Annotated in this window: 23 protein-coding genes; 14 read left to right on the top strand and 9 right to left on the bottom strand. The window is 63.0% G+C overall.

Annotation, left to right across the window (positions count from 1 at the left end):
• Positions 1 to 54: 54 nt before the first annotated feature.
• The 4 genes from NKJ93_RS07225 to NKJ93_RS07210 form a co-directional block, all read right to left on the bottom strand.
• Complete coding sequence (locus tag NKJ93_RS07225) at positions 55 to 1251, bottom strand: phosphoglycerate kinase (RefSeq protein ID WP_023720983.1); 1197 nt, start codon at positions 1249 to 1251, stop codon at positions 55 to 57.
• Between the two features lie 174 nt (positions 1252 to 1425).
• Positions 1426 to 2280, bottom strand: coding sequence for a lytic transglycosylase domain-containing protein (locus tag NKJ93_RS07220; protein WP_352494180.1), 855 nt, complete (start codon positions 2278 to 2280; stop codon positions 1426 to 1428).
• Positions 2281 to 2284: 4 nt separating this feature from the next.
• Complete coding sequence (gene ispG / locus NKJ93_RS07215) at positions 2285 to 3538, bottom strand: flavodoxin-dependent (E)-4-hydroxy-3-methylbut-2-enyl-diphosphate synthase (RefSeq protein WP_352480886.1); 1254 nt, start codon at positions 3536 to 3538, stop codon at positions 2285 to 2287.
• Positions 3539 to 3742: 204 nt separating this feature from the next.
• Positions 3743 to 3922, bottom strand: a complete 180-nt coding sequence (locus NKJ93_RS07210; RefSeq protein ID WP_023678481.1) for a YdcH family protein — start codon at positions 3920 to 3922, stop codon at positions 3743 to 3745.
• A gap of 241 nt (positions 3923 to 4163) precedes the next feature.
• Here NKJ93_RS07210 and NKJ93_RS07205 point away from each other — a divergent pair, with 241 nt between their 5' ends.
• Positions 4164 to 4367 carry a YdcH family protein gene (locus NKJ93_RS07205; RefSeq protein ID WP_352588301.1) on the top strand — a complete coding sequence of 68 codons (204 nt, stop codon included), beginning with the start codon at positions 4164 to 4166 and terminating at the stop codon, positions 4365 to 4367.
• A 34-nt stretch (positions 4368 to 4401) separates the two neighbouring features.
• On the opposite strand, the gene NKJ93_RS07200 is transcribed toward NKJ93_RS07205, so the two are convergent.
• Positions 4402 to 5205, bottom strand: a complete 804-nt coding sequence (locus tag NKJ93_RS07200; RefSeq protein ID WP_023720986.1) for an IclR family transcriptional regulator — start codon at positions 5203 to 5205, stop codon at positions 4402 to 4404.
• Between the two features lie 127 nt (positions 5206 to 5332).
• Between NKJ93_RS07200 and NKJ93_RS07195 the strand changes: the two genes are divergently transcribed.
• The 8 genes from NKJ93_RS07195 (at position 5333) to NKJ93_RS07160 (ending at position 11791) form a co-directional block, all read left to right on the top strand.
• On the top strand, positions 5333 to 6214 hold the full coding sequence (locus NKJ93_RS07195; RefSeq protein WP_031194546.1) for a transporter substrate-binding protein: 882 nt from the start codon (positions 5333 to 5335) through the stop codon (positions 6212 to 6214).
• Between the two features lie 71 nt (positions 6215 to 6285).
• Positions 6286 to 6951: an amino acid ABC transporter permease gene (locus NKJ93_RS07190; protein ID WP_023720988.1), complete on the top strand. Its 666-nt coding sequence runs from the start codon at positions 6286 to 6288 to the stop codon at positions 6949 to 6951.
• 1 nt (position 6952) lies between these two features.
• Entirely contained in the window at positions 6953 to 7603 is a 651-nt protein-coding gene (locus NKJ93_RS07185) for an amino acid ABC transporter permease (protein WP_023720989.1), read from the top strand.
• Positions 7604 to 7607: 4 nt separating this feature from the next.
• Entirely contained in the window at positions 7608 to 8402 is a 795-nt protein-coding gene (locus tag NKJ93_RS07180) for an amino acid ABC transporter ATP-binding protein (protein WP_023720990.1), read from the top strand.
• A 34-nt stretch (positions 8403 to 8436) separates the two neighbouring features.
• Positions 8437 to 8898, top strand: a complete 462-nt coding sequence (locus tag NKJ93_RS07175; RefSeq protein WP_023678474.1) for a RidA family protein — start codon at positions 8437 to 8439, stop codon at positions 8896 to 8898.
• 17 nt (positions 8899 to 8915) lie between these two features.
• Positions 8916 to 10121, top strand: a complete 1206-nt coding sequence (locus NKJ93_RS07170; protein ID WP_352588298.1) for an aminotransferase class V-fold PLP-dependent enzyme — start codon at positions 8916 to 8918, stop codon at positions 10119 to 10121.
• Positions 10122 to 10220: 99 nt separating this feature from the next.
• Positions 10221 to 10718: a 5-(carboxyamino)imidazole ribonucleotide mutase gene (gene purE, locus NKJ93_RS07165; RefSeq protein ID WP_023720992.1), complete on the top strand. Its 498-nt coding sequence runs from the start codon at positions 10221 to 10223 to the stop codon at positions 10716 to 10718.
• Positions 10715 to 11791 carry a 5-(carboxyamino)imidazole ribonucleotide synthase gene (locus NKJ93_RS07160; RefSeq protein ID WP_352588295.1) on the top strand — a complete coding sequence of 359 codons (1077 nt, stop codon included), beginning with the start codon at positions 10715 to 10717 and terminating at the stop codon, positions 11789 to 11791. The genes purE and NKJ93_RS07160 overlap by 4 nt, the downstream gene beginning before the upstream one ends.
• A gap of 70 nt (positions 11792 to 11861) precedes the next feature.
• Here NKJ93_RS07160 and NKJ93_RS07155 read toward each other — a convergent pair whose 3' ends face one another.
• On the bottom strand, positions 11862 to 12284 hold the full coding sequence (locus NKJ93_RS07155) for a lysozyme inhibitor LprI family protein (protein ID WP_352588292.1): 423 nt from the start codon (positions 12282 to 12284) through the stop codon (positions 11862 to 11864).
• Positions 12285 to 12520: 236 nt separating this feature from the next.
• On the opposite strand from NKJ93_RS07155, the gene ykgO reads away from it, so the two are divergent.
• Positions 12521 to 12646, top strand: a complete 126-nt coding sequence (gene ykgO, locus NKJ93_RS07150) for a type B 50S ribosomal protein L36 (RefSeq protein ID WP_006327841.1) — start codon at positions 12521 to 12523, stop codon at positions 12644 to 12646.
• A gap of 95 nt (positions 12647 to 12741) precedes the next feature.
• Positions 12742 to 13341 carry a tetratricopeptide repeat protein gene (locus NKJ93_RS07145; RefSeq protein ID WP_352588289.1) on the top strand — a complete coding sequence of 200 codons (600 nt, stop codon included), beginning with the start codon at positions 12742 to 12744 and terminating at the stop codon, positions 13339 to 13341.
• Here NKJ93_RS07145 and NKJ93_RS07140 read toward each other — a convergent pair.
• From NKJ93_RS07140 to NKJ93_RS07130, 3 genes are all read right to left on the bottom strand, one after another.
• Positions 13269 to 14483 (bottom strand): NAD(P)H-dependent flavin oxidoreductase, encoded by a 1215-nt coding sequence (locus tag NKJ93_RS07140; protein ID WP_352588286.1) that lies wholly within the window; start codon positions 14481 to 14483, stop codon positions 13269 to 13271. The genes NKJ93_RS07145 and NKJ93_RS07140 overlap by 73 nt on opposite strands.
• Before the next feature lie 214 nt (positions 14484 to 14697).
• Positions 14698 to 16128 (bottom strand): pyruvate kinase, encoded by a 1431-nt coding sequence (pyk, locus tag NKJ93_RS07135; RefSeq protein WP_352494178.1) that lies wholly within the window; start codon positions 16126 to 16128, stop codon positions 14698 to 14700.
• Positions 16125 to 16571: a DUF1036 domain-containing protein gene (locus NKJ93_RS07130; RefSeq protein ID WP_473505739.1), complete on the bottom strand. Its 447-nt coding sequence runs from the start codon at positions 16569 to 16571 to the stop codon at positions 16125 to 16127. Before NKJ93_RS07130 ends, pyk begins: the two co-directional genes overlap by 4 nt.
• Before the next feature lie 286 nt (positions 16572 to 16857).
• Between NKJ93_RS07130 and NKJ93_RS07125 the strand changes: the two genes are divergently transcribed.
• The 3 genes from NKJ93_RS07125 (at position 16858) to NKJ93_RS07115 (ending at position 18616) form a co-directional block, all read left to right on the top strand.
• The gene (locus NKJ93_RS07125) at positions 16858 to 17655 is read left to right on the top strand and encodes an N-formylglutamate amidohydrolase (protein ID WP_352588284.1); all 798 of its coding nucleotides are present in this window, start codon (positions 16858 to 16860) and stop codon (positions 17653 to 17655) included.
• Between the two features lie 25 nt (positions 17656 to 17680).
• Positions 17681 to 17989, top strand: a complete 309-nt coding sequence (locus tag NKJ93_RS07120; RefSeq protein ID WP_023721000.1) for a DUF1244 domain-containing protein — start codon at positions 17681 to 17683, stop codon at positions 17987 to 17989.
• A 165-nt stretch (positions 17990 to 18154) separates the two neighbouring features.
• The gene (locus NKJ93_RS07115) at positions 18155 to 18616 is read left to right on the top strand and encodes a cupin domain-containing protein (RefSeq protein WP_352480892.1); all 462 of its coding nucleotides are present in this window, start codon (positions 18155 to 18157) and stop codon (positions 18614 to 18616) included.
• The last annotated feature ends 3 nt before the right edge of the window (positions 18617 to 18619 follow it).

Raw genomic sequence — 18619 nt, 5'->3', positions numbered from 1 at the left:
CGAATCGATTGAAAATCGCGAGCGCACTGCTTCGCGCTGTTATTAACGCCGCGCTCAGCGCTTCAAGACGTCGACGCCGGGCAAGGGCTTGCCTTCCATCCATTCGAGGAAAGCGCCGCCGGCCGTCGAGACATAGGTGAAATCATCGCTGACGCCGGCATGGTTGAGGGCGGCCACCGTATCGCCGCCGCCGGCCACCGAGACCAGCCTGCCGGCCTTGGTGCGCGCTGCCGCGTGCCTGGCCGTCGCCACCGTCGCATGGTCGAACGGCTCGATCTCGAAGGCGCCGAGCGGCCCGTTCCAGACCAACGTCGCGGCACGGTCGATCCATTCGGCAATGGTTTTCACGGTTTTCGCGCCGACATCGAGGATCATGCCGTCGGCTGGTACGTCTGCAATGGCGACGGTCTCGCTTGCGGCACCGGCCTTGAACTCCCTGGCGACAACGGCGTCGGCGGGCAGGATGATGGCGCAGCCGGCCTCGGCCGCCTCGATCATGATCTGCTTGGCGGTGGTCGCGAGATCGTGCTCGCACAAGGATTTCCCGACGTCGGTGCCGCGTGCCGCGAGAAACGTGTTGGCCATGCCGCCGCCGATGACCAGCGCGTCGACCTTCTTCACCAGGTTCATCAACAAGTCGATCTTGGTCGAGACCTTGGCCCCGCCGACAATGGCGACAACCGGGCGGACGGGATTGCCGAGGCCCTTTTCCAGCGCATCGAGCTCGGCCTGCATGGTGCGCCCGGCGAAGGCCGGCAGCACGTGCGCCAGCCCTTCCGTCGACGAATGGGCGCGGTGCGCAGCGGAGAAGGCGTCGTTGACGAAGATGTCGCCGTTGGCGGCGAGCTTTTCGGTGAAGGCCGGGTCGTTCTTCTCCTCGGCTTTGTAGAAGCGGGTGTTCTCGAGCAGCAGCACATCGCCGCTTTCCATGGCGGCGACGGCGCTCGCGGCCTTGTCGCCGATGCAGTCGGTGGCAAAGCCAACCGGGCGGCCGAGCACGTCCGCCGTCGCCTTGGCGATCGGCTCGAGCGAGAATTCCGGCGCCGGTCCATCTTTGGGACGACCGAAATGTGCAAGCAGGATGACCTTGGCGCCCTTGCCGGACAGCTCGGCGATGGTCGGTACAATGCGCTCGATGCGGGTGGCGTCGGTGACCTTGCCCTCAGTGACGGGAACGTTGAGGTCGACACGCACCAGCACACGCTTGCCGCTGATATTGCCGATGTCGTCCAGTGTCTTGAAGTCGGCCATGCTGATCCCTTTCGCGAAAAATCGCGGGGACCTTACCCCGCATCAACGACGATGCAAGACCTGCCTGACGGTTCTGCTTAAGGGTTCACGGAAAATGTGATCGCGTGTCGAAGATGAAGCGCCCAGCGGGAGCGAGATGGGCAGCAATGGCGCGAAACGCGCCGACATATGGCTTTACCGGTTGCGCACCACAATGCATGCGCCGCCGACGCTGTGCAGCTTCTGGCAAATATCGTCGGCCTTGGCTTTGGTGTCGGCGCCGATCCGCACCGCATAGATGCCGCGCCTGCCGATCGGTGTGCGCACCCGGCTGACCACCGGATTGCGACCGCTGAGCAAGGCTGGAAACCGCCGTCTCACATTGCTCCACTGATTGAGCGCCGCGGCGCGGCGGAAATTGCCGGCCACCTGCACGCCCCATGGCTTGATGTTGATCGACGACATCGGCACGGTTCTGGACATGATCACCGGCAGCGTGCGGCAGGCGGCAGCGAAGCTCGCCTTCTTGTCGAGCGGCCGGATGACGCCGGCATACGCGGCATCGGTGAACCTGTCGGCCGGCTCGCCCATGACGTCCAAAACGTAGCTTTCGGTCTCCATCGGCAAGAAGCCGCCGGAATTCAGCCAGCGCGTCACCCGGCTCTCGCCGGCATTGTATGCGGCTGCGGCGAGGCCCAGATTGCCAAAGCCGGTCTTCATTTCGGCGAGGTATTTTGCCGAGGCCGGGATAGCCTGCTCGATATCGAACGAATTGGCGAGCCCGCGCATCTTGGCGGTACCCGGCATGAATTGGGCGATACCCTCCGCACCGACGGGGCTGACCGCATTGGGATCGAAGCGACTCTCCTTCCAGATCAGCCGGGCAAAGAAATCCCGGGGCAGGCCGTTCTGGTCGGCATGCGTCTCGATAAGATCGCAAACTCGATCGATCAGCTTCTGCTTGGCGGGCCGCGGCGGATCGGCCTGGACGGCTGTCGCCCAGCCCAGCCAGCAAATGACAACCAGCGTCGCCCCAAGCAAACGCCGCATCGAACTACTCCGCCGCGGCTTTGCCGTGTTGGCCAAACCGCCGTTCGATGTAGTCGGAAACCATTTTCTCGAAATCCGCGGCGATCGACGGGCCGCGCAGGGTCGCCGCCTTCTTGCCGTCGACGAACACCGGGGCGGTCGGCGTCTCACCGGTTCCGGGCAGCGAAATGCCGATATCGGCATGTTTGGATTCACCCGGACCGTTGACGATGCAACCCATCACCGCGACCTTGAGGTTCTCGACGCCGGGATATTGTTCGCGCCACACCGGCATGTTCTTGCGCAGGTCGGCCTGGATGTTCTGGGCAAGCTCCTGGAACACGGTCGAGGTCGTGCGGCCGCAGCCCGGGCAGGCGGCGACGATCGGCACGAACTGCCGGAAGCCCATGGTCTGCAACAGTTCCTGCGACACCTGCACTTCGCGTGTGCGGTCGCCGTTCGGCTCCGGCGTCAGCGAGATGCGGATGGTGTCGCCGATGCCTTGCTGGAGCAGGATGCCCATCGCAGCCGATGATGCGACAATGCCTTTCGAGCCCATGCCGGCCTCTGTCAGGCCGAGGTGCAGCGCATGGTTGGAACGGGTGGCGAGCTCGGTGTAGACGGCGATCAGATCCTGCACGCCGCTGACCTTGGCCGAGAGGATGATTTTCTCGCGCGCAAGGCCAATCTCTTCGGCCATTTCGGCCGACAGGATCGCCGACTGCACGATCGCTTCGCGCGTCACTTCCTGCGCGGTCAGCGGAAAGCCTTGGGCCTGGTTGTCATCCATCAGCCGGGTCAGCAGCTCCTGGTCGAGCGAACCCCAGTTGACGCCGATGCGCACCGGCTTGTCGTATCGGATCGCCATCTCGACGATCGCCGCGAACTGCCGATCCCTCTTGTCCTTGAAACCGACATTGCCGGGGTTGATGCGGTACTTGGCCAAGGCCTCAGCGCAGGCCGGATGATCGGCCAGGAGCTTGTGGCCGATGTAATGGAAATCGCCGACCAGCGGCACGTCGATCCCGAGCCGCTCCAGTCGCTCGCGGATGGCCGGCACAGCGGCAGCGCTTTCGTCGCGATCGACCGTTATGCGCACGATCTCGGAGCCGGCGCGATGCAGTGCCGCCACTTGCGCCACCGTCTGGTCGACATCGGCCGTGTCGGTGTTGGTCATCGACTGGACGACGACTGGGGCGCCGCCGCCGACCATCACGCCGCCGACGTCGACACCGACCGACCTGCGGCGCGGGAAGGGTGAGGAAAAATATCCGGTCATGCCGGCTGCCTTTAATCTTGAAGGTCCGGGCATGAGGTGGAGGAGCAAAGATGGCTTGTCAATGGCGACTGGCGCGCAGACCTAGCAAATCGGAAATGACAAGACGGCAGCTTGCCGCAAATCCATAAGCGTTTCCGGCAGCATAGAGACATGCCACCGGAAAGAAATCGCGCGCCAGGCGGCGCAGCTAGTCCTGGATGGGCGTCAGTGCGTCGTCGGTTTCGCCTTCAGTTTTTCAATCTCGTCCTTGAGCGCCAGCTTGCGCCGCTTGAGATTCACGATTTCGAGGTCGTCTACCGACGGATGGGTCATCGCATCGTCGATTTCGCGTTCGATGTCGCCGTGTTTCCGCTGCAGCTCATCAAGATGGGATGCAAGAGACATGATTGGTTCTCCCTTTCATGGTTTCCTCGGATTGCAGCCGTCATGGCACGTCCACCGCAGGCTCGCTTCTGTGACGGCATAATGACAGTGTGCCACCATCGCGCACCGATGTCGAATGCTGCGTGGTAGCATTCCACGACAATATGAAATGTGGTATGGGCTGCGCGCCGGTGCAAGAAGACCCCCGGTCCCGCCCAATCAGGCCCATAGTTTGGGCGCCGCAGACGTGCAGACGGTAAAAATGTCCGATCAGGAACAGGCAGATATCCGCCTCGAATATTCCCGGCTGAAGCAGGAACACGCCGATTTGGACGCGGCCATCAATGCGATGATCGCCATGAATTGCGACCCGCTGCAGATCCAGCGCATGAAGAAAAAGAAGCTTTTCCTGAAGGACAGGCTGATGGCGCTGGAAGACAAGATCATTCCAGACATTATCGCTTGAATGGACGCCGGCGCTGGCCTGCTGAAAAGGCGGCCTATGCCGCGATCGAAAGCCGCGCGGCGCGCTCGAGCAACAGCTCTATCAGGTCATCGGTCTTTTCGGTCGAGGTATCGATGGGAACCACCAGGCACATCGTCGCCTCGACCCTGCCCGGCGCCGAAAAGACCGGCGCGGCCAGGCATTTCGTGTAGGCATCGACAAGGCCGGAGGTGACGCAGTAGCCGGCCGACTTGGCCACCGCGATATCGGCTATGAAATCGTCGAGCTGCAACCTGCGGCCGTCCGGCAGTACGAGGTCGTCTTCCGAGACCATATCCTCGATCGCTGCCCTGTCGAAGCCGGCGAGGAGCAGCCGCCCGGAAGCTGTCCAGGGAAGCGGTATTTGCAGACCCGTCGCCGAGCTGATCCTGAATGGCCTGGTTCCCGGGCTTGAATGGACGATGGTGTAGCGGCCGCTTTGCAGCATGCACAGCTCCGAGGTCTCGCCGGACTCGCGTGACAGATGGTCGACTTCCTGCCGCCCTCGCCTGAGCAGGTCGTTGCCCCGCACATAGTCCATTCCGTAGAGATAGAGCTTCTTTCCAAAATAGACCCGATTGCCGTCTCCGGCCATCTCCAGCAGGCCTGCGTCGACCAGCGAGCGCACCAGCGTATAGGTCGTCGACCGCGGTGCGTTCACCCCTCTGGCAAGATCGCCAATGCCGATCGCGCGCTGGGTCGCGTGGAGAAACTCCAGAATCTGGAGGACCCGGTTGAGGCCCTTCTCCCGCGAGCCCGAATTCTTGTCTTCGTCCAGACCGGCGTCCGGTCGAGCGGCCAAGGCATTGCCTTCTTGCATTATCGATTCCTGATGTTAATCTGTCTTGTACAGAGTACAGGCGTCCCTTGTAAGGGACAATGACGTCAGTTGCAACCGATGCCTGCGCTGCTGGTCCAACGGGGAACACAACACGAAGGAGGTCGCCGTGAACGACACATCCAAAAGGCGTGAATTTCTGAAACTGGGAATGGCCGGGCTTGCAACGGCCGGAGTGATGAGTGCCGCCACTGCGGTCGATGTCCAGAAAGCTGCGGCCCAGGCAGCGCCTGACAGCCTGCTGCGCACCGTTCTCGAGCGCGGCAAGGTGATCGTCGGCACCGGCAGCACCAACGCGCCCTGGCACTTCGAGAACGATGCCGGCGAACTGGTGGGCATGGACATAACCATGGGTCGCATTCTCGCCAAGGGGCTTTTCGACGATCCGACCAAAGTCGAATTCGTCATGCAGGATCCGGCTCAGCGCATTCCGAACGTGACCACCAACAAGGTCGACATCACCATCCAGTTCATGACCATGACCGCCCAGCGCTCGCAGCTGATCCACTTCTCCAGGCCCTACTATGTCGAAGGCATCGCCTTGCTGACCCTTCCGAACGCCGAGAATAAGACCTTCGACAAGCTTCTTGCCGCCGGTTCGGCGACCCGGATTTCCATCCTGCAAAACGTCGATGCCGAGGCAAACGTGCGCATCGTCCTGCCGGAGGCGCAGGTGATGCAGATAGACACGCAGGCCAACGTGCTGCAGGCACTGGAATCGAAGCGATCCGACGCCGCCGCCGTCGATCTGTCGACGGTCCGCTGGCTCGCCTCGCGCAATCCGGACAAATACTTCGATGCCGGCAAGAGTTGGTTCTCGATGCTTTATGGTGCCGCACTGCGGCAGGGCGACCTCGACTGGCTGACCTTCGTCAACCAGACCTTCACCATCGCCATGTTCGGCCATGAAACGGCACTCTACGACGCTGCGTTCAAGGATTATTTCGGACAGGAGCCGCCGGCCCGCCATCCTGGATTCCCGGTTATCTGATCCATCAGGCGGAAGGATGCCTCCGGCGCCCTTCCGCCTCGTTCCCGGACTGTCGGCACTAAGCAGGACGCATGGGCTATACCCTCAACTTCAACCTGATCTGGCGGCATTTCGACAAGCTCTGGGGGGGGCTGCTGCTCAGCCTTGAGCTGGCTGTCATCTCCATCGCGATCGGCATCGTCATCGGGCTGCTTCTGGCGGTCTGGTACGTGTCGGCCGGGCGAGCGGTGCGGACCGTCATCGCGGGCTATGTCGAGTTCATCCGCAACGTGCCGCTGATCCTGCTCGTCTACCTGGTCTTCTACGGCCTGCCGACCGTGGTCGATATCGCCTACAGCGCGCAAACCTCGTTCATTGCCACGCTGTCGCTCTACAGCGGCGCCTATCTGGTCGAGGTATTTCGCTCGGGGCTCGAGGCGGTGCCGCGCGGACAGCTCGACGCCGGCAAGGCAATCGGCCTGACACCATGGCAAAGGCTGCTCCATGTGCGCCTGCCGACGATGCTGCGCATAACGCTGCCGGCGCTTTCCAACACTTTCATATCGCTCTTCAAGGACACGTCGGTGGCGTCGGTCATTTCGGTACCCGAGCTCACCTATGGCGCCCAGTGGATCAACTTCAACACGTTCCGCATTGTCGAGGTCTATCTGGTGGTGACTGCGATGTACCTGTTGACCGGCTACGCGCTGCTTTTCGCGCTGCGGCTGGTCGAGCGCCGGTTCAAGGCGGCGCGCTGACATGCTGAGCCAGATCATCTACGCCTTGCCGTTCCTCGCCCAAGGCTTTGCCGTAACCTTGTGGGTGTCGCTGCTGGTCGTAGTGTTATCGCTTATCGCCGGCGTGCTGATGGGTGTCGGCCTCGTCTATGGTCCGGCTCCGCTGCGCTGGGCAGTGCGCATCTTCAGTGACACCATACGTGGCATTCCGATCCTGGTGCTGATCTTCTTCGTCTATTACGGCCTGCCCGCGGTGGGACTGCATCTTGAGTCCTTTTGGGCGGCCGTACTCGCCCTCACCCTCTTCAAGACCGCACAAGTCGTCGAGTATCTCAGGGGCGCCGTCGGCTCGATTCCCAAGGGTCAGTCCGAGGCGGCGATGGCGATCGGGCTGACCTTCCGCCAGCGGCTGGCCTACGTCATTTTTCCGCAAGCGTTCAGGCGCTTCCTGCCGCCCTGGATCAACGGCGTCACCGACGCGGTGAAAGGCAGCGCGCTGGTCTCGCTGCTCGGCATCACCGACCTGATGCAAGCGATCAACCAGGTCATCGGCCGCACCTATGAGGCGATGCCGCTCTACCTCCTCGGCGCGCTCGTCTACTTCGCTGTCAACTACGCCCTCTCCTTGGCCAGCCGGCGGCTGGAGCGGCGTTTCTCCTTCATCCGGGAATAACAAGATGTCCAAAGCCTCGCACGCAAATCCGGCGCTTCTCGATATCTCCGAGGTCTCCAAAGCCTTTGGATCGGTCGAGGTCCTGCGCTCTGTAAGCCTCAAGGTGACACGCGGCGAGGTGGTGACAGTCATCGGGCCATCCGGCAGCGGCAAGACCACGCTGCTGCGCTGCGTCAACTTCCTGGAGAGCTATGATAACGGCTCGATCCGTATCGACGGTAAAGAGGTCGGCTACCGCGAGGCGGGAACACGCCAGCGACGCAGCGAGCGCGACCTGGCGGCGATGCGCGCCGAGACCGGAATGGTGTTCCAGAGCTTCAATCTGTTTCCGCATTTGACTGCGGCCGGCAACATCATGCTCGGCCTGCGCAAGGTGCGCGGCAAGAGCAATGCCGAGGCCCGCACCATTGCCGAGCACTGGCTCGGCCGGGTCGGGCTCGCCCACAAGGCCGACAGTCTGCCGGCCGAGCTTTCCGGCGGCCAGCAGCAGCGCGTCGGCATCGCCCGCGCTGTGGCGATGGAGCCGAAGATCCTGCTCCTCGACGAAATAACCTCGGCGCTCGACCCCGAACTGGTTGGCGAGGTGCTCGAGGTCGTACGCAGCCTCGCCGAAGACGGCATGACGATGCTGATGGTCACGCACGAGATGGCTTTTGCACGCGATGCATCGAGCCGCATCGTTTTCATGGCGGATGGCGGCGTCAGTGCCGTCGGACCTCCCGCCGAGATCCTGGCTGCGGACTTCGACAATGAACGCCTTCGCAGCTTCCTGGCGCGGTTTCGCGCCTCGCATTTTTGACACCGGACGGCGAAAGCTGTCGCAAGGAGCTTTTATGACGCCTTACATCCGGCTCGCGGAATTGGGCCTGACGCTGCCCGAGCCGCCGAAGCCCATCGCCAACTTCGTCACCTATGCCGAGAGCGGACGGCTGATCTTCCTCTCCGGCCAGGGGCCGTTGCGCGCTGATGGCGCGCTCTGCACCGGCAAGGTTGGCGAGGATGTCTCCGTGGAGGAGGCCTATGGGCATGCCCGTCTCACCGGCCTGAACCTGCTCGCCGTCATGCATGCCGCGGCCGGCGACCTCGGCCGCATCGTGCGCGTCGTCAAGCTGCTTGGCTTTGTCAATGCAACGCCGACATTCAGCGAGCACCCCAAGGTGGTGAATGGCTGTTCCGATCTTTTCGCGGCCGTCTTTGATACGCTTGGCGGACACGCCCGTTCCGCGATCGGTGTCGGCTCGCTGCCGGGCAACATCACAGTTGAAATCGAGGCGGTCGTCGAGATCGCCGCCTGAAAACAGGATCTACAGAGATGACGACCTATGCCGCTGACCGTTCCAATACGACAATCCGCGAACGGCTCGGCCTTCGCCCGATCATTAATGTTTCCGGAACGATGACGGCGCTCGGCGCTTCGATCATCGTGCCGGAAGCGATTGCCGCAATGTCGGAAATCGCCTCGCAATGGGTCGAGATGGACGATCTGCAGCGCGCCGCAAGCACGGTGATTGCACGCCTCACCGGCGGCGAGGCCGGCTTTATCACCGCATGCTGCGCCAGCGGCATAACCATGGCGATTGCCGGCGCGATGACCGGAACCAGCCTTCTTGCGATCGAGCGGCTGCCGGACGACACCGAGGGCCTCAAATCGGAGGTCATCGTCCAGCTTGGCCACATCGTCAATTATGGCGCGCCGATCGACCAGTCGATCCGGCTTGCCGGAGCCAAGGCAGTGCCCGCCGGCACGGTCAGCGTTACGCAGGACTATCATGTAGGCGAGGCGATCCAGGACCGGACGGCGGCAGCCCTCTACGTCGTCGCGCACCACACCGTGCAATACGGCATGCTCTCGCTCGAAGAGTTCTGCGAGATCTGCCACGCCAAGGGCGTGCCGGTGATCGTCGACGCCGCCTCGGAATACGATTTGCGCGGCTTTCTGGCGCGCGGCGCCGACATTGTCGTCTATAGCGGGCACAAATTTCTCTCAGGGCCGACAAGCGGCGTCGTTGCCGGCCGCAAGGATCTGGTGCGGGCCGCCTATCTCCAGAACCGCGGCGTTGCGCGGGCCATGAAGGTCGGCAAGGAGAGCATTGCCGGCACCATGGCGGCCCTGGAAGCCTGGGAACGGCGCGACCATGCCGGCATCCGCCAGCGGGAAGAAGCCGCACTGCATCTGTGGCAAACCGCATTGCAGGGCCTGCCCGGCATCGCAGCAAACATCATTCCCGATCCGACCGGAAATCCTCTCGAGCGCCTGCAGGTGTTTGTTGCGCCCGAAAGCCGGTTCACCGCCGCCGGGCTGGTCTCGGCACTGGCGGCGGGTTCGCCCCCCATTATCGTTCGCAACCACGAGGTCGAGCGCGGCCACTTCTTCCTTGATCCGTGCAATCTGCACCCCGGCGAGGCGGAGATCGTCGCCGAGCGCCTGCGGGCGGTGTTGAGCGCTGCTGAGCGGCCCGCGGATGCGATGAAGTCCGCTCGCAAGCAGTCTGCCGGGGCTTTGCGCTGGCCGGATTAGGTAGCGATGGCGCCATTCGCCCGAGTGCGGGACGCTCCTATCCTTGCGGCTCCCCTCGATTTCCGCTAATGCGCGCGTTTGCCGCCGGGGAGCAGAAGCTTGGACAATCACCGCGCCGACGTCGCCATCATCATGGGCAGCCAGTCCGACTGGGCGACGATGCGCCACGCCGCCGAAACGCTTGAGGCGCTTGGCATTCCGCACAAGCGGCTGATCGTCTCGGCCCACCGCACTCCCGACCGGCTCTATGACTTCGCCAAGGGCGCCAAGGGCGCCGGCTACAAGGTGATCATCGCCGGTGCCGGCGGTGCGGCGCATCTGCCGGGCATGACGGCAGCGATGACGCCACTGCCGGTGTTCGGCGTGCCGGTGGAATCGAAGACGCTGTCCGGCCAGGATTCGCTGCTTTCGATCGTGCAGATGCCGGCCGGCATTCCGGTCGGCACTTTGGCCATCGGCAAGGCCGGCGCTGCCAACGCCGCCCTTCTGGCCGCCGCGGTGCTGGCGCTGAGCGACGAAAAGCTTGCCGCCCGGCTGGACAGCTGGCGCGCCGCGCAGACCGCCAAGGTGGCCGCCGAGCCGACGGACACGCCGTGAGCCGGCCCGCCGGATCGACCATCGGCATCATTGGCGGCGGCCAGCTCGGCCGCATGCTGGCGATTGCCGCGGCCCGCCTCGGCTACCGCATCGTCGTGCTGGAGCCGCAGCCGGACTGCCCGGCGGCACAGGTCGCCAACCGGCAGATCGTCGCCGCCTATGACGACGCGGCCGCGCTCGGCGAGTTGGCTGCGGCCAGTGCCGTCGTTACTTACGAATTCGAGAACGTTCCGGTTGCGGCCGCCGCGGCACTTGCCACCACGGTCCCGGTCTATCCGCCGGCACGCGCACTGGAAGTGGCTCAGGACCGGCTGGCGGAAAAGAAATTCCTCAACGGCATCGGCATACCGACCGCGGATTTCAGCCCCGTCGACAATGACGAGGAACTGACGGCCGCGCTGAAAAAGTTCAACGGCAGCGGCATATTGAAGACGCGCCGGATGGGCTATGACGGCAAGGGCCAGCGTGTCTTCCGCAACATGGAAACAGGCGGCTTTGCCGGCACTTGCGAGGCGATGGGCAACGTGCCGTTGATCCTGGAATCATTCGTCGCCTTCGAGCGCGAGATTTCGGTGATCGCCGCGCGCGGCATCGACGGTTCGCTCGCCGCCTACGATCCGGCCTGGAATGTCCATCGCAACGGTATTCTTCACAGTTCGACGCTGCCGGCCGGGGTGAAGTCCGACACGGCGGCTGCGGCTCAAACGGCGGCGGCCGAGATACTTGCAGCGCTCGACTATGTCGGCGTCATCGGCGTCGAATTCTTTGTCCTGGCCGACGGTTCGCTGCTGGCCAACGAGATTGCGCCGCGCGTCCACAATTCCGGTCACTGGACGGAGGCCGCCTGCACCATCTCGCAATTCGAGCAGCACATCCGCGCCGTCGCCGGCCTGCCGCTGGGAAATCCCGCACGGCAGTTCGACTGCGTCATGGAAAACCTGATCGGCGACGACATCCGGCGCGTTCCTGAACTTCTCGCCGAGCCCGATCTGATGCTGCACCTCTATGGCAAGGCCGAGGCGCGGCCCGGCCGCAAGATGGGCCATTTCACGCGCGTGAGCCGCCGCAGCTAGAGCATGATCCCGAAAAGTGGAATCCGGTTTTCGGGAACGATCATGCTCAAACAAAAGTTAGAACCTACGCTTACTGGATGTCGCCGCTCTCGTCCTCGTCGGGGCTGGCGCAGCTCACATCGCCTTCCGCGTAGGTCGAATCGGCGGTGAGCTGTTTGGTGCGGTCGTCGGTCAGCCGCGTCAGGCATTCCGATATCAGCATCGGATAGATCGAGCCGCCTTCGCTGTCCGCGGCGGAATAGCTGCATTCCGCGTCGCGAAAGGCGATCCACGCGCGCTGCGCCGTCTGCAACAGCTTCCTGGCTTTTGCATCGCTTGCGCTGATGAGCTCCTGGTAGGCCTTGTTGAGTTTGGCGTCGGCGGATTTGTAGTCCGCGTCGGCGCAGATGTTCATCATCTGCTGGCTGTCGTCGTTGCGGTCGCATTCCTGCGCATGGGCAACAGAACCTGCCGCAAGGACGGCAAGACAGGCGGACACAAGAATTCGGCGCATGATGATCTCCAATTCGCAACCGCATCATTCCAGCCGTCTCAAGCCCGCGCAATGCCGCAAGGCGCCGTTGGCGGGTATTTCGATGATACGAAACGGTCCGTATCGTTTAGGCAACGCGCTTGCGGTTGACACGGGCAAGGCTCCTCGTCTATGAGCCACGCACAGTTCAAAGGCGCGTCTGTGGGCGCGCCTTAATAGTTCGGCCCGGGACCGGGCCCAGACCGACGGGCAAGACCATGAAGATCAAGAATTCGCTCAAGGCGTTGAAGGCGCGTCACCGCGACAACCAGCTGGTTCGTCGCAAGGGCCGCGTCTACATCATCAACAAGACCGCTCCGCGCTACAAGGCGCGCCAGGGTTGAGTTTTTGACCGGAGGCTGCGTGCCTCCGTGCGCATGATACGCCTCTCACGCTAAATTCAGTTTGACGATCCGGCGTCGGGGGCTAGATTCCCGCGATGCGGATTCTTTTTGCATTTTTCACGGCTTTCTTCGTTTCCAGCGCTGTCTCGCTGCCGGCGTGGGCTGAAGATCCGACAGCAAATCGGCCGACAGCACCTCCGGTTGTGATGACGAAACAGGCGCGGCTCGATCAGCTGTTTGCCGATCTCAAGCGCGAACGCAACGAAAAGGCGGCCGAGCGCATCGCCGGGCGCATCGGCAGCGAGTGGTCCCAGTCGGGCAGTGCCTCGATCGACCTGATGATGCAATGGTCGCAAAAGGCGACTGAAAACCAGGAATTCGATGTTGCGCTCGATTTCCTCGATCAGGTGGTAACCCTGCAGCCGACCTATGCGGAAGGCTGGAACCGGCGCGCCACGGTTCATTTCATGATGAAGAACTACGGGAAGTCGATGTCGGACATCGACCGTACCCTGCAGCTCGAACCACGCCATTTCGGCGCGCTTTCCGGCCTGGCCCAGATCATGGCCGAAACCGGCCACAAGCAGTCGGCGCTCGAGGCCTGGCAGCGCGTTCTCGGCATCTATCCGATGATGCGCAGCGCCCAGGACCAGGTCGCCGCACTTTCCGAAGAGCTTGCCGGCGAAGGCATTTGAGACCAGTAAGGGAATAGGGGAGTAAGGCAGTATGTGAGTGGTGTAGATGCACTCCGGAACACATCCCCTACTCCCCTATCGGCCCGATCTATGCCGCTTGCTTCCGTGACGAGTTTCTCCACAAGGGCGGCGGCCGGCATCTCCCGCAGCTTCGCAACGCCCTGCCCGGCCCAAATAGGCAAGAAGTCAGCCCGCTTGCTTTCATCCTTTGCCATTGAAAGCGGCATGACCAGACTCGCCTGTAGCGGAAACGCCAGCGCAGCATCTTCCTCACCAGCCATTTCCATCACAAACCGGTTGCGCACCACGCGCGCTGGGCGGCCAGTGAAGCAGCGAGTCACCGACGTGCTCTCGTCGTTGGCCGAGCGCAATGCTACGCGATAGACTGGCTGCACATTGGCTTCAGGACAGGCCAGGAAAGCCGTGCCGATCTGCACACCAGATGCACCAAGTGCAAAGCTGGCAGCAATGCCGCGACCGTCGAAGATACCGCCGGCAGCAATTACAGGCACCCGCACGGCATCAACAATCTGTGGTACGAGGGCCATAGTGCCGGCTGTGCCGATAGCAGGGTCGCCAGTGAATGTGCCGCGATGCCCACCCGCCTCGTATCCCTGCGCGATAATGGCGTCCACCCCTCCTGCCTCAAGCTGGCGCGCTTCCGAGACGGTGGTAGCCGAACACAGGACAATACAGCCGCCGGCTTTCAACTGCTGCACAATTGCGGTGTCGGGTAGGCCGAAGTGGAAGCTGACCACCTTCGGGCGAAGCTCGAGCACAATTTCGAGACGCTCACGATCGAAGCTGGGGAAGGGTTCGCCCGGCTCGGGCACCGGTCCGAGGCCGACCTCCTCATAGCAGCCGCGAAGGCGGTCTCGCATACTTTGAGCTGCCGCATCATCGCGTGCCGGCGCCGGGTGCGCAAAGAAGTTGACGTTGATCGGACGATTGGTGGCGTGCTGTGTCGCCGTGAGCTGCTCGCGGATAGCCGCCGCAGGCAGAATGCCGCATCCGAGCGAGCCAAGCGCCCCGGCATTGCTGACTGCCGCCGCGAGTTCCGGCGTGGTGATGCCGCTCATCGGCGCCTGGATTATCGGGTGTTCAATGCCGAGGAGTTCCAGAAGATCAGTGCGCATCCACATTGGATCACCCTCCTCTTTCTCCCAGGAGAGATTACCTTAACTGACTTCCAGCTCAAGTCGGATAGGGCCTTCGAACCGCTTCACGGCCGGCCACAGGCTGATGCAAGCTGGCGGAGTTCGGCGTCGATCCTAACCCGACTGCGGTCGATGCGCCGGGCTGGCGCCGCGTTTACGACGCGCCATGCAGCCGCCCATCCGGCAGCCGCAGCCGACATTAGCGGCCGACTTCCGATCCGACATAGGCGATGCGCAGCATGTTGGTCGAGCCCGGCGTCCTCAGCGGCACGCCGGCCGTGATGATGACGCGGTCGCCGGGCTTGCCGAAGCCTTCGTCCAAAGCGATGCGGCAGGCGCGATCGACCATGTCGTCGAGGTCGATGGCATCGGGAGAAACGACGCAATGCGTGCCCCACAGCAGCGACAGCCGCCGCGCCGTGTTGAGGATCGGCGACAGCGCCACGATCGGCACTTGCGGCCGCTCGCGCGCGGCGCGCAAGCCGGTTGTGCCGGACGCGGTATAGGTGATGATCGCCGACAGCTTAAGCGTCTCGGCTATTTCGCGGGCGGCGAGCGAGATGGCGTCGGCTCCCGTCGCTTCCGGTTCCGAGCGCTGCGCGTTGATGATGCCGGCGTAGGTCGGGTCGGTTTCGACCTTGGTGGCGATCCGGTTCATCATCGCCACCGCCTCGACCGGATAGGCGCCGGCGGCGGACTCCGCCGAAAGCATTATCGCGTCGGCGCCTTCAAACACGGCGATCGAAACGTCCGACACCTCGGCGCGTGTCGGCACCGGCGCGGTGATCATCGATTCCAGCATCTGCGTGGCGACCACCACCGGCTTGCCGGCACGGCGCGCGGCGCGAGTGATCTGCTTCTGGATGCCAGGCACGGCTTCGAGCGGCATCTCGACGCCGAGATCGCCGCGGGCAACCATCAGCGCATCCGAAAGTTCAATGATCTCGGCCAGCCGGGCGACGGCCTGCGGCTTTTCGATCTTGGCCATGATCAGCGCCCGGCCGCGTGCGATCTTGCGTGCTTCGGCCAGGTCCTCGGGCCGCTGCACGAAGGACAGTGCCACCCAGTCGACGCCGGTCGCCAGAACCGCGTCGAGATCCCGGCGGTCCTTTTCCGTCAGCGCTCCGACCGGCAGGTCGGTGTCGGGCAGGCTGACGCCCTTCTTGTCGGAAATGATCGTGCCGGCGACGACGGTGCAGACGATCGCCTTGCCGTTGCTGCTGACCGCCTTGAGCTCGAGCTTGCCGTCGTCGATCAGCAGGCGATGACCAGCCTCGACCGAACGCAGGATTTCGGGATGCGGCAGGTAGACCCTCGTCGAATTGCCGGGCTCGGGATTGTCGTCGAGCGTGAAGGTCTGGCCGACGGTCAGCACCTCTTTGCCGTTGGCGAATTTGCCGACGCGCAGCTTTGGCCCTTGCAGGTCGGCGAGAACGCCGATTGGCCGGCCGACGGCCTCCTCGACGGCACGAATGCGGCCGACGAGCGTCCGCATCAATTCATGGTCGGTGTGGCTCATATTGATGCGGAACACGTCGGCGCCGGCTTCGAACAGCTTCTTCAGCATCTCCTCGGACGAGGAGGCCGGACCGATGGTGGCGAGGATCTTGACCTTGCGGCTGCGTCTCATTGACTGTTTGTTCCCGGGGCGGCTGGAGCGCCATCCGTTGCGGGCTCGTCAGTCAGCTGGACCATCCAGCTTGCCTGCTCGCCCGTGTCATATTCCTGGAATCCGGCGCGCTGAAAGCCCCGGGCGACGCAATCGGTAACGCCGGCGATCTTGAACTCTTTTTCGGCCACGCACATGTTGATCGGGCCATCCCAGCGTCCGCCGCGCTCGGCGTCTTCTGCATAAAGATAGTAAAACCTTGATGACAACGGTCCCTCGATCAGCGTCTTGCAGCTCGACCCTTCGATGTGCCACCAGCCTTCGGTGATCCAGCCAGCTTTGGCGCGATAGCCGATGCCGACACCGACCAGGTTCTGCGTGGCGTTGCAGACCCGGAAATCGGCCCGTGCCGGCGAGGCCGAAATCACCGCAAAAAGGCCCATGGCCGGTATCAGGAGCGGCATGGCCAAGGCATGGCGCACACGCAGCCTGCCGGCGAAACCCATCCTGAAACCCCTCAAGAACCACATTTGCATCTCTCAACGCCCCTTTTCGGAAAAGTCCGTACGCATGTCAACGCGCCGATCTATCCAATTCCAATCGATTTAGAAGGCTCTGGCGCGCTTACGGTCGCCCCTGCTCAGTTTTTTGGCAGAAACCGTGGCCAAACAACGGCATTGCGCGAGCGTTCTCTTCGTGGAATGACGGTACCACCCTCCCCGGAAGCCAGCGAACAGACCTTTCCCGCCAATGACCCGATCCACAGTTTTCGCGCCTTTCGACATCGTCGAAGGCGATCGCAAGCGCGGCATGGTGCTTTTGGCCGATCACGCCCGCCGCGACCTGCCGGAGGAGTATGGCAGCCTCGGCCTGCCCGCGGCGGAGTTCGACCGCCACATCGCCTACGACATCGGCGTCGAGACTGTAACCCGCGAACTCGCAAGTCTGCTCGGCGTTCCGGCGGTGCTTGCCAATTTTTCGCGACTGCTGATCGACCCCAATCGCGGCGAGGACGATCCAACGCTGATTCGCCAGCTCTATGACGGCACCGTCATCCCGGGAAATTATCCCATGGCGCCGGAGGAACGCGAAAGACGGCTGGATCGCTTTTACCGCCCCTATCATGACGCCGTCGGCGCCATGATCGCCTCGGTGGCGCAAGCGTCAGCGCAGGCGCCCTTCATTTTTTCGGTGCATTCCTTCACACCGACCATGCAGGGCGTCGTGCGGCCGTGGCATGTCGGCATATTATGGGATCTCGACGATCGCGTTGCGCGGCCGCTGATCGACATGCTCGCCGAGGACAAGAGCCTCGTCGTCGGCGACAACGAACCCTATGACGGCGCACTGCGCGGCGATACCATGTTCAGGCACGCTATCGTCAACGGCTTTGCCCATGCGCTTATCGAGATCCGCCAGGACCTGATCGCCGACCGGAAGGGTGCGCTCGCCTGGGCCGAACGGCTGGCGCCGATCGTTGACGCGATAGATCGACGTGCCGATATACATGCAGTGAAAATATTCGGCTCGCGCACCGGGCCGGCATGATGGAGGCCAAGGAGGCCAACAAGCCATGACCGAACTCAGCGACGTACAAAAGCGCGATTTCGAAGCCGCTGCCTTCCGCCGGCTGGTCGCGCATCTGCGCGAGCGTTCCGACGTGCAGAACATCGACCTGATGAACCTCGCCGGCTTCTGCCGCAACTGCCTGTCCAACTGGTACCGCGATGCGGCGCAAGCCGAGGGTGTCGAACTCAGCAAGGACCAGTCGCGCGAGATCATCTACGGCATGGCCTATGCCGAGTGGCAGGCACTGAACCAGATCGAGGCCTCCGATGCCAAGAAGGCCGAGTTCGAGGCAAGACGCCCCAGGGACCACTAGAGCAATTCCAGGAAAAGTGTGAACGGTTTTCCGTCCGGAATTGCGTCAAGACAAAAGGATGGAACGGTTCGGCGTTTCCGTGAAACGATGAACCGTTCCAGGGTCACAATCCATCGCACTGAACGACCTTCACGAATGGTTTTTGCCCCAAATGGGAGGACTGCCGTGCCTAAGATCGACGTCGCCGACGTACCCGGACGCAAGGGCTCATCCTATCCACCTCCGTTCGATGCACCCTGTGCCGAACGCGTGCGGCAGCGGCTGGGCAACGCCGGCGGGCTCACCGACTTCGGCATCAATCTCATGCGCCTGCCGCCGGGCAACTGGTCGAGCCAGCGCCACTGGCATTCGCACGAAGACGAGTTCGTCTACGTGCTCGAAGGCGAGCTGACGCTCGTCGAAGATGCCGGCGAGACGGTGCTGCGCGCGGGTGATTGCGCGGCCTTTCCGAAAGGCTCCGGCAACGGCCATCACATGATCAACAAATCGGGCGCAGTTGCGATCTATCTCGAAGTTGGTTCGCGTTGGCCCGCCGACGTAACCACCTGCTCCGACATCGACATGATGAGCACCAACGCCGACGGCCGGTTTGTGCACAAGGATGGCGCGCCTTATCCCGAGCCGTAGAGA

Source organism: Mesorhizobium sp. M0028 (assembly GCF_040323855.1).
Lineage (GTDB): Bacteria > Pseudomonadota > Alphaproteobacteria > Rhizobiales > Rhizobiaceae > Mesorhizobium.
The sequence above is the reverse complement of the archived record's forward strand: the minus strand, read 5'-3'. Positions and strand labels throughout refer to the sequence as shown.